The sequence below is a fragment of the Mesorhizobium alhagi CCNWXJ12-2 genome (genome assembly GCF_000236565.1).
GTDB classification, from domain to species: domain Bacteria; phylum Pseudomonadota; class Alphaproteobacteria; order Rhizobiales; family Rhizobiaceae; genus Allomesorhizobium; species Allomesorhizobium alhagi.
Map to the genome: position 1 here is coordinate 1 of NZ_AHAM01000011.1, position 11065 is coordinate 11065.

Below are 11065 nucleotides of genomic sequence, written 5' to 3' on the forward strand. Positions count from 1 at the left end.
GTCGATCCACGCCTCGCTCTTCTTGCGCAGATGCGACAGCGCCTTGAAGCGGGCAATGCCGAGCAGCCAGGTCGAGACTTCCGACCGGCCCTCGAAGCGCGGCGCCTGCCGCCACAGCTCAAGAAATACCTCGTTGGCTATGTCGTCCGCCATCGCTTCCGATCCCGTCTGGCGCGCCACGAAGCGGTAGACCCGCGCGTGGTGGCGCATGAACAGAAGCCGCACGGCCGCGCGGTCGCCCTTGGCGACGCGGCCGACCAGGTCACGATCGGTATCGTTCGTCATGGCCGGCGCTTCTGTCGGCTCTGTCGCATGCGGCCCCGGAAAGGTTCACCCCGTTGGTGAAGGATTAGCCCAAGAGCGGGAACTGCGCCAGCGCGGCTCTCGTCTCCCCTTGCGGGCAAGGCTATCGCATATGGATGAGGTACGACTCATGGTAGATAGGCACTTCACCTTCGCCGTTGCGGTTCAAGGCACGGGCAGGCAAACTGCCCAAGGAGGCAGGACCAGATGGCGCGAGCCCAATTCAGAATGCTCCGGTGCGCGATCGCCGGCGTGGACGCGGTGGAGGCGGAGACGCGCCACACATTTCCGCGCCACACGCACGAGCAGTTCGGCATCGGCGTCATCCATCGCGGCGCGCAGAAGTCTCTGAGCGGGCGCGGCATGGTGGAGGCCGGTCCCGGCGACACGATCACCGTCAATCCCGGCGAAGTGCATGACGGCGCGCCGATCGGCGATGCCGGCCGCTCATGGCGCATGCTCTATTTTGACCCTCCGCTGATCGCGAATGCCGCCCGCGACATCAGCCAGGGTAGGACGAGCGCGTTCGAATTCGCCCAACCCGTCATTGCGGACGCCCGTATCGCGGCCCGCTTCGGCGCGCTGTTTTCGGCGGTGACGGCCGGCGGAGCGGAAACATCGACGCCAGTCGAAACGTGCGCGACGATCGCTCGGGAGGAACGGCTGCTGATGCTGCTGGCGGAGGCGATGCGCGGGGACCTCGATCGCGACCGGGCGGTTCCCGACGCGATTTCCCTGGCCCGCAGCCGCATCGACGACGATCCAACCGCAGCCGTGACGCTTTCGGACCTTGCGTGGGATAGCGGCTTGAGCCGCTTTCAACTGCTGCGGGCGTTCGCCAAGGCCACGGGGCTTACACCGCACGCCTATCTGGTCCAGCGCCGTGTCGACGCGGCAAGGCGGCTGATCCGGCGCGGCACGCCGCTGGCCGAGGCGGCCGCGACCTGCGGCTTCTCGGATCAAAGCCACATGACGCGGATTTTCACCCGTAAATACGGCATATCGCCCGGCGCCTACGCCGAAGCCGTGAACTGAGATTTAGGCTGGCATGTCGCCACGGCAGGGCTAGCGCTGGCGCGCAAGGCTGGCGACCGGATAGGGCCAGCCGCCAGCCGCAGGTGCCCGTTTTGGAAACTTGTCCCCAAAAGCCCTTGCACGCCGAAAATATCACCGGGCGGCAGGCGCACCATCCCGGAACCGACCTGCAGGCAGGCAATATCGACACAGTCCTCGGCTCGCATGGCCGACAACCCGGTGCATTCCGTTGGAACCGGAATGGATCCCGCGCCGCAATTTCGTTCAAGACGGAAGCCGGCCCGTCGGCTTTGATCAGGCCTTCCAAACGACGGAGCGCCTCCATGACACCCGAATATCTGCTGACCTCGATGATCGTCATTCTCCTGCCGGGCACGGGCGTGCTCTACACGCTTGCCTTCGGCCTCAGCCGGGGCTGGAGTGCGAGCGTGCTCGCGGCGATCGGCTGCACGCTCGGCATCGTCCCGCATATAGCGGCGAGCATAGCCGGGCTGGCCGCACTGCTGCACACCAGCGCGCTGGCCTTCCAGGTGGTGAAATATCTCGGCGTCGCCTACCTGTTCTACATGGCCTGGGGCGTGATGCGGAATGGCGGCGCGCTGCAGGTTTCCGAACGCCACTCGGCGCTCTCACCGGCGAAGATCATCGCCAACGGTTTCATGCTGAACATTCTCAATCCGAAGCTGTCGCTGTTCTTCCTGGCCTTCCTGCCGCAATTCGTGCCGGCGAACACGCCGAACCCGACCTCCTACATGCTGGGGCTGGCGGGCGTGTTCATGGCGCTCACTTTCATCGTCTTCGTCGGCTATGGCGCCTTCGCGTCGGCGACAAGGCGCTACGTCATTTCGAAGCCCGGCGTGCTTGCCTGGCTGCGGCGCGGTTTTGCCGGCGCGTTCGCGGCGCTTGGGCTGCGGCTGGCGCTGTCGGACCGCTAACCCCCGACTTCATGAACCTTTCCGGGCGCCGCCGCGACTGAGCGTCCAGGAGCCGCATGGTGCGGCCCCGGAAAGGAAAAACCCATGACCATCGACAGTTACAGGTCAAGGGGACTGGCCGGCGTTCGGCGCGACCACCGTTTCGGAGACGAAACGGACGCGCTGGGCTTCGGCCTCGTCCCGTTGACGCAACGTCATTGCCCGCGTAACGTGCGTATGAGGGGCGGATACCGTATTGCCAGGGGGGAAAGTGCCGGACACGCGGCGATCGTTCGCGCGCCCGCGCCGGTGGTTTCTCCGATTAGATTCGGGAGAAGCCTCATGCCGCATGTCCGCGGAACATCCATCCTGCACGCCCTTCCCGCTCGCCGGCGCAACGCGCTGGCCTCGACGAGCGCAATCGTCGCGCTGGCGCTGACGGCCGGGCTCTGGTTCGCCGGCCCCGGCAGGGCGCAGGAAACGCAGATCATCCATCCCGGATCGATGGCGGTGACCGGATTTTCCGGGACCATCATTCCCAATTTCGACGAGGGGCTGCCGCCCGGCGTCGACCCGGTCGACGAAACCTTCATCGACCTCGACCGCGCGACCTTGCGCGTTTTCGACGTCAACGCGCTCGGCGGCCCGCCTTCCGGGCAACTCGTCTATACGCCGCAACCCTTCGAGGTGATGGCCGGCCAGATCGGCCAGGTTTTCGGCCTCGCCTATGACGACGGCGTTCGCGAAGGCATCCCGAGCGGCGTGCCGAACCTCTATGCGGCGGCAAGCTCGCTGCACGGCATCCGCATCGTCACGCCCGACGAGGACGATGACGGCCGGCCCGAACGCCAGCGCCGCGGCGCGGAAGGCGCGACCTTCATGGAAGGCCAGTTCGCCGAGGAGAATGGCGGCGGTCCCGGCACGATCTGGAAGATCGACGGGCTGACCGGCCAGGTCTCGCTGTTCGCCAATATCGACGGCAACAGCGGGCCGGGCATCGGCAATGTCGCCTTCGACAAGGCGCACCGGCAGTTCTTCGCTTCCGACCTCGACACCGGCATGATCCACCGCATCGGCGCCGACGGGGCCCTGATCGACACCTTCGATCACGGCGTTGCCGGGCGACCCTCGCGCGGGCTCGATGCCGTCGCCGACGACGGCGCGGTGATGGACATAGAGGGCGCCGCCTTCGATAGCGAGGACCCCGACACCTGGGGCTACACGCAGGACGAACGCCGCGTCTGGGGCGTCCAGGTGCATGGCGGCCGGCTTTACTACGCGGTCGGCGAGGAAGCGGAAATCTGGTCGGTCGGCATCGCCCGCGACGGGACGTTTGCCGGCGATCCGCGCTGGGAGTTGACGGTCGCCGCTCCCGAAGAATTGGCGGTAACCGACATCGCTTTCGACACGCGCGGCTTCATGTATCTCGCCCAGCGCGGCGAGATCGACAACCGCTACGACTATAGCCGCTTCGCCGATTCCGGCGACGGCGTCGTGCTGCGCTACTGGCGCGAAAGCCCGGACGATCCGGCGACGGCATCGATCTGGGTGGAAGCGCCGGAGGAATATGCCGTCGGCTTCCCCGAAGGCCATCGCCAAAGCGCGGGCGGCATCGACCTGCAATACGGCTATGACGCGCAGGGCTTCATCAACACCAATGCCTGCGCCGACACGCTGGTGAAGACCGGCGATAAGCTCAGGGACAATCCGGCGCTCGAAGAGCAGCTCATTGCCGGCGGGCCGCTTGCCGTGCACGGCGTGCAGATCACGCCGACGCCGCTGGTGCGCCCGAAGAACGAACCGCCCTTCGGCAGCTGGTTCGTCGATTTGGACGGCTTCTTCGAGGATCCGGAAGTCGAGGGCCATGTCGGCGACGTGGAAGTCTGGCGGCCCTGCGAAGGCCGCGCCGGCTATTACGAGCCGGTGCCCGGCGGCGGCTACCTGCCGCCCATCTGGCCGCCGATCTTCCCGCCTCCGGGCGACGACATTCCGCCCTGCATCGATCTCGATGCGGTCGAGTATTTCTGCACGCCGGCCGGGCTCGAGGCCGATCTCTACGTACGCGACGTCGCTGGCATCGGCGGCGATACGATCAAGGCCGACTCCAGGACACCGGGGATCGGCGTTTCGCCCCTGCAGCAGACCCAGCCTGCAGGCGCTCCGTTCACATTGGGCATCACCGGGCACTTCCCCGGCGAGAATGTCGATGTCGGGCTCTGCTTCTACAAGGAAGCCGATGCCGAACGGGGCGGCTACTACCCGTGCTGCAAAGTCACGGTGACGCTCGAAACGCCACCCGCAAGCTGCGCGCCGTGAGGGAGGGAGAGATGACCATGTTCTCACATCTTCCCGCCGCGGAACGCACCTCAAGCAATGTCATGGAGACGATCATGAAACCTGCAACCATCGCCGCGCGCGCGTCGCGCTGGCTGATGGCGGCCGGGCTAGCGTTTGCCTCCTTGGGCATCGCACCCGCCGCCGCACAGACGCCGCTCGTGGTTCCGGCCGACGACCGGCCGCTCCTCGAACTCGACCGGGACGATCCCGTTCGCGAACGCGAGCGCGTCGAGCCGTTCTTCGAGAAGATCGGCAAGCAGATATCCTGCGAATACGTCAAATACCGTCTGCGCTTCGGCGCGGAAGGCGAACCGGAAATCCTGAACAGTGAAAAATTCGGCAACGAGCTGAAGCAGATCCGCATGGATTTCCGCGACCAGCTTCCAGCCGGGCTTTCGGTGGTCAATGTCGAGATCAACGGCGACATCACCGACGCTGCGGGCGGACCCGCCCCGGCGGCTTCCGTCTCGACGACGGGCTCGCCCGACGACACGGTGACGATCGAGGATTTCCGCCTGTCGGGAACAGACCTCGATGGCGACGGCCTTCTCGACCGGCGCTATTTCGACGTGATCATCACCGCCAAGATCGACCTCGCCGCCTTCCCGGCGGCGACCATTGTCGACAATCAGGGTTTCGTCACGCTCGCCCGCCCCGGCGCTGCGGCGATCGAGATTCCGTCGCATGACCCGGCATTGCCGGACGACGGCGATTTCCTCACCGGCAAGCCGACCAGGATCGGCATCGACGTGACCGATTGCGAACCGCCTCCGCCACCGCCCTCGGGCGGCGACGAGGCCTGTTTCGAGGTCGAGACCGGCGATGTCGACTGCGTGCCTGGCGGCGGCGCCTTCATCTACAACATGCCTGTCGGCGCCGACATGGCCGGCAAGTGGGTGCAGCTTCGCACCACGACGCCGGGCATCACCGTCGCACCGGCGGCGCAGCTCGTGCCGGCCGGCGGCGGCGTCCTCGCCTGGACGATCACCGGCGCACTGCCGGGCGATGTCGTCCACCTGATCGTCACCGGCATCGAGACCTATGCCGGGCCGGAAGAGGGCGTCGGCCTCTGCTGCACGCAGACCGTCGACCTCGTCATCCCGGACGACCTCGACTGTCCGGACGAGGAGCGCGGCCGGCCCGACATCAAGGTCGAAAAGCGCGCGGACGTGGCGACCTGTACGGAGGAGGGAGGCTGCAATTTCACCATCACCGTCTCCAATGTCGGCGACGCGCCTTACAATGGCAAGATCGTGCTGGACGAGGTCACCCTGCCCGGCAACGCGACGATCGACAGCGGCCCGAACCCGCCTTGGGTCTGCGCTCCGCTGACGAGCCCTATGAGCTGCGAGCATCCCGCGACCACGCTCAACCCGGGCGAATCCATCGACCTCAAGCTTGGCTTCAAGCCGGGTCCCGGCTGGGACGCCCGCTACATCCGCAACTGCGCCGCATATGATTATCCGGCCAGCGAGAAGGAGCTGTTCGGCTCGCAGGCCAACGACAGGGCCTGCGCGTCCATAAAACTCTGCCGTCCCGGCGACCGGGATTGCAGGCCTCCGGTGGAGAAGAAGGTCGATCTCGGCATCACCAAGCAGGCCCGCACCCCGGTCTGCTCGCCGGACGGCGTCTGCTTCTTCATCATCAACGTCATCAACACCGGCACCGAGACCATCAACGGCCCGATCACCGTCATCGACGAATATCCGGTCAACGTGCCGGCCTCGTCCGATTTCGTGCCCTCGCCGCCGTGGTCGTGCGTGCCGGAAGTGGCCGGGCGGTTCCGCTGCGACCATCCGGGCGTGGTGCTGGTTCCAGGCGCTTCCATCCCGCTTGGCGTCAAGGCGATCGTTGGCGACGATTTCCCCGCCGACCTCCTCGAGAACTGCGCCGAAGTGCTGCCTGTTGCCGATGAGAGCGATCTCACCAACAACAAGGCATGCGCCAAGGCGCGCATTCCCCGCCGCGATCCGGGCAAGCCGGCGCTCCGCATCACCAAGACCTGCGAAGCGGTGGCGGGCGCTGCGGGATACACCTGCCGCATAACAGTCATCAGCCTCGGCACCACCGCGCCTTCGGGCCCGGTCCGGGTCAACGACGCTGCCGAGCTGATCGGCGCCGGCACGCCCGTCCAGATCCAGACCGTCACCCCCGACGGCGCGGAATGGACCTGCGGACCGGTTCCGGCCGACACGCTGTCGTGCCAGATTCCGGGCGCGGTGATGACGCCCGGAACGAGCCGCCATTTCGACGTGACCGTGAACGTCTCGCCGAACGAGCGGTTCGAGAACTGCGCCCGCGCCTCCTACGGGCCCGCACCGGGAGATGACATCGTCTATCCGATCGGCGAAGCCTGCGATCAGGGCGGATCGAGCATCAGGGTCGAGAAGACCGGCGACCGCGAATGCCGCGTCGGCGAGCCCTGCACGTTCGAGGTCACCATCCGCAACGACAGCGACACGGCGTTCAGCGGGCCGGTGCGGATCGGCGACGCCATCGGCGTCGAAGGTCTCGGCCGTCTCGAAGGCGTCGAGATCGCCGAAATAGTCCCGCCCTTCGGCTGCGCGCCGGAGCCGACGACGCTGCCCATCTCCTGCGTCGCCGACCTCTCGCTCGGAGCCGGCGAAAGCCGGGTGCACCAGGTCACCGTGGTGATCCCGGACGACGGCCGCTTCGACAACCAGAACGGCCCGATCAACGGCCGCAACTGCGTGGCGGTGCTAAGCCCCGATACGCCGGTGCGCAATGGCGGCGGCCAGTCGCTTGTCGAAGGCTCGCCCGAGGAAGGCCAGTATGCCTGCCATCCGTTCACGATCTCCAGGCCCGAACAGCCCAAGGATCAGTGCTCGGAAGGGTTCGTGATGAACGACGCCGGCCGCTGCGTCTGCCCGGAAGGGACGACCTTCCGCAACGGCCGGTGCACGGGCGACCAGGGCACCACGCCGACCCCGACCCCGAAACCGCGCAAACCGCAGCCGCAACAGTGCGACCTGCTGCCGGGTCAAATCCGGACGCAGGACGGACGCTGCATCTGCCCGCGCGGCACCGAGCTGCGCAACAACCGCTGCGTCAAGGACGTTCCGCCCGTGCAGCAGTGCACGCTCCTGCCCGGCCAGATCCGGACCCAGGACGGACGCTGCATCTGCCCGCGCGGCACCGAACTGCGCAACAACCGCTGCGTCAGGGACGTGCCGCCGGTGCGCCAGTGCACGCTGCTGCCGGGCCAGATCCGGACGCAGGACGGCCAGTGCGTGTGCCCGCGCGGTACCAGGCTGCAGAACGGGCGTTGCCGCCCGGTCGTAGTCGAATGCCCGAAGGGGACAAGGCTGGTGCGCGGTCAATGCGTGACCATCCTGCGTGAGCCGACCTGCAAACGCGGCGAGGTTCTGCGCAACGGACGCTGCATCACCGTCCAGCCGCTGCGCTGCCCGCGCGGCACGATCGGCACGCCGCCGAACTGCCGCAAGGTGGAGGTCCAGCCGCAGCGCTGCCCGCGCGGCACCGTCGGCACGCCGCCGAACTGCCGCCGGGTGACGCAGCCCACTCAGCCCAACATCCGGATCAATCCGGATGTGCTGAGGAGGGTTCTGCCCCGGCGCCAGCAGCAGCCGTCAAACAACCAGCAGGTCCAGTAGCTGCCAAGCCTCGACCAGAAACCCCGCCGGTCCAGCCGGCGGGGTTTTTTTGTTTGCCGCGCATGGTTCGGCCGGGCCCGTGAATCATTTCACGCCGCCGCGCGACACACCTCCGGAAAATGAACATCGTCCAAGGAGAAATGGACCGTCGCGGCCGTGACGCTTGCCGCTGCCGCGCTCTCCGACGTCCGCCGGCCAGCCGTCAAACCGTCCTCAACATGCCGCCGTCGACATGATAAGTGGCGCCAACCGCATAACTCGCGCGGTCTGAGCACAGGAAGACAAAGAAGTTGGCGAGTTCCTCGACGGTGCCGAAACGCTTGATCGGCGCATGCTCGTCGGCGACCGCTTGCAGATAGCTCTCCCAGTCGCCGCCGCTTTCCGCCGTCAGCTGCTTCGCCGTCTTCACCCAGTCTGGCGTCAGGATCAGCCCGGGATTGATGGTGTTGACGCGGATATTGTCCTTGACCACCTCGTTGGCGAGGTTTTTCGAAAACATCAGCAGCGCCGCCTTGGTTACGTTGTAGATCGGCTCGTACCACAGCGGCTGCACGGCGCAGATCGAGGCGTTGTGAAGTATGGCTCCCCCACCCCGGTCGTGCATCATCGGCACGAAGCCGCGCGCCAGCCGCACCGCCGCCATCACATGCAGTTCCCAATAGGCCTGCCACTTGTCGTCAGCCGCCTCCGTGATGGTCTCGTTGGAACCGGTGCCGGCATTGTTGACGAGAATATCCGCGCCGCCGAATTTTTGCCGCGCCGCTTCGACCAGGGAAGCCGCGCCCTCGACCGTCGCCACGTCGCAGGCCACGGGAACCGCGGTGACGCCATGCTCGCGCGAAATCCGCGCCGCCTCAGCTACCAAGCGCTCCTCGCCGCGCGCGGCCATCACCACATGCGCGCCCTCCCTGGCGAAGGCCTCCGCGACGCCAAGCCCGATGCCGACGCTCGCGCCGGTGATGACGGCCACTTTGCCCTTGAGTCCCAGATCCATGAAAATCTCCGCCATCTTCAATTGCGAGAAATTATGCGAGCGCGCCTGTTTCCGGAAGAGTGGGTTCCACGACAAATTTGCTAGGGCGGTGCCAAGACCCCCTCACCGTCCGCTTCGCGGCCACCTCTCCCCCGCAAGCGGGGGCGAGGAAACGCCAATCGCCGAAGCTGCGATTCCTCGCCCCCATTTCTTTCATGGGGGAGAGGTGGCCGCGAAGCGGACGGTGAGGGGGTCTTGGCACCGCCCTAGCAGCCTAGCGCTAAACTCTCGTGAACACAGACCTCACAACGTCCTTCCCAAATACCTCCCCAGCGTCTCCCGCGTGCCGTCTCGCCACAGCATCTTCAGCGCGTCTGCAAACGCCGCCGCAAATATCTCCGACCGGCCGACCTCGCCATAAATATCCTCCATGGCCAGCCAGGCGGCGGGATCGGCACGCGCAGCGCGCGAGGCCGTCAGCAGCCGGTCCCAGTTCGGGTCGTTGGGCGCGATCTCGGCGCCGGATTCGGTGGTTCCGAAGCAGTAGCGGCACCAGAGTGCGGATTCGAGCGCCAGACCCTCTATCCCCGCCCCGTCCTTCAGCCGCTCGGCGATGGTCGGAATGATGAATTTCGGCTGCCGGTTCGAGCCGTCGAGGCAGAGCCGCCGCACCGTGTCGCCGATCTTCGGATTGGAAAACCGCCGCTCGATAAGCTCGAAATATTCCTCCAGCACCACGCCCGGCACCGGCGGTACGGTCGGAATGATCTCCTCGCGCTCGAGCTTGGCCAAAAATGCCCGCACCAGCGGTTCCTGCATCGCCTCGTGGACGAAATGGATGTCCATCAGCCCGGCCGGATAGGCGATGGTCGCATGGCCGCCGTTGAGGATACGGATCTTCATCAGCTCGAATGGCGAGACATCGGCGACGAACTGCACGCCGGCCTTTTCCAGAGCCGGCCGGCCGGCGGGGAAATTGTCCTCCAGCACCCATTGCCGGAACGGCTCGCAGAACACCGGCCAGGCGTCGTCGACGCCGAATTTTTCGGCCAGGATCGCGCGTTCGCGGTCTGTGGTGGCGGGCGTGATGCGGTCGACCATACCGTTCGGGAAAGCGACGTTCTCTCTCACCCAGTCTGCCAAGCCGTCATCGGCGATCCGCGCCAGGCCGATGATCGCATCGGCGGTGACGTGACCATTGTGGGGGATGTTGTCGCACGACATGATCGTGAATGCCGGCGTCCCGGCTTCGCGGCGCCGCTTCAGTCCGGCAAGGATTATGCCGAACACGGTCGAAGGCCGGTCGATGTCGGTCGCGTCGGCGACGATCGCGGGATGCTCCGGATTGAACTTTCCCGAAGCCGGATCGATGAAATAGCCGCCCTCGGTGATGGTCAGCGAGACGATGCGGATGGTGGGATCGGCGAGCCGGCGGATGATGGCGGCGCTGTCGCCGGGCTCAAGAAAATCGAGCATCGCGCCGGTCACCCGCGCCTGCATGTGGCCGTCGTCCTGTTCGACCACCGTGGTCAGGAAATCCTGGCCCGCGAGCTTTTCGCGCCCCGCTCTCTCGCCCTCGAAAACCCCCGCCCCGACCAGCGCCCAGTCGTGGTCGATGCCGGCGTTGAACAGATCGTCGAGATAGACCGCCTGGTGCGCGCGATGGAAATTGCCGACGCCGAAATGCAGGATCCCGGCGGTGAGGTGGCTGCGATGGTAGTTCGGGCCGATGACGTCAGGGGGTAGGTCGGTCAGGTCGGCGAGGGAGAGTTTCGTGGTCATTCAGCAACGCCTTTTCTTTGGGTGCGCCGGCGTCCGCTCTCCCTTCTCCCCTTGTGGGAGAAGGTGGATCGGCGCGTAGCGCCGAG

General features: G+C 66.3%; 7 protein-coding genes. 4 read left to right on the top strand and 3 right to left on the bottom strand.

Annotation, left to right across the window (positions count from 1 at the left end):
- On the bottom strand, positions 1 to 285 hold a 285-nt coding region (locus MAXJ12_RS00650; RefSeq protein ID WP_008833793.1), incomplete at its 3' end, for a sigma factor.
- Positions 286 to 510: 225 nt separating this feature from the next.
- On the opposite strand from MAXJ12_RS00650, the gene MAXJ12_RS00655 reads away from it, so the two are divergent.
- The 4 genes from MAXJ12_RS00655 to MAXJ12_RS00670 all read left to right on the top strand — a co-directional run bounded on the left by MAXJ12_RS00655 (position 511) and on the right by MAXJ12_RS00670 (position 8224).
- Positions 511 to 1338, top strand: a complete 828-nt coding sequence (locus MAXJ12_RS00655) for an AraC family transcriptional regulator (protein WP_008833794.1) — start codon at positions 511 to 513, stop codon at positions 1336 to 1338.
- 323 nt (positions 1339 to 1661) lie between these two features.
- Positions 1662 to 2273 (top strand): LysE family translocator, encoded by a 612-nt coding sequence (locus tag MAXJ12_RS00660; protein ID WP_040584492.1) that lies wholly within the window; start codon positions 1662 to 1664, stop codon positions 2271 to 2273.
- 321 nt (positions 2274 to 2594) lie between these two features.
- Positions 2595 to 4568 (top strand): NHL repeat-containing protein, encoded by a 1974-nt coding sequence (locus tag MAXJ12_RS00665; RefSeq protein ID WP_008833796.1) that lies wholly within the window; start codon positions 2595 to 2597, stop codon positions 4566 to 4568.
- 11 nt (positions 4569 to 4579) lie between these two features.
- Positions 4580 to 8224 carry an EB domain-containing protein gene (locus tag MAXJ12_RS00670; protein WP_008833797.1) on the top strand — a complete coding sequence of 1215 codons (3645 nt, stop codon included), beginning with the start codon at positions 4580 to 4582 and terminating at the stop codon, positions 8222 to 8224.
- Between the two features lie 202 nt (positions 8225 to 8426).
- On the opposite strand, the gene MAXJ12_RS00675 is transcribed toward MAXJ12_RS00670, so the two are convergent.
- Positions 8427 to 9218 carry an SDR family NAD(P)-dependent oxidoreductase gene (locus tag MAXJ12_RS00675; RefSeq protein WP_008833798.1) on the bottom strand — a complete coding sequence of 264 codons (792 nt, stop codon included), beginning with the start codon at positions 9216 to 9218 and terminating at the stop codon, positions 8427 to 8429.
- 282 nt (positions 9219 to 9500) lie between these two features.
- A complete protein-coding gene (locus MAXJ12_RS00680) occupies positions 9501 to 10979 on the bottom strand; it encodes a mannitol dehydrogenase family protein (protein WP_008833799.1) in 1479 nt (492 codons plus the stop codon).
- Positions 10980 to 11065: the final 86 nt, after the last annotated feature.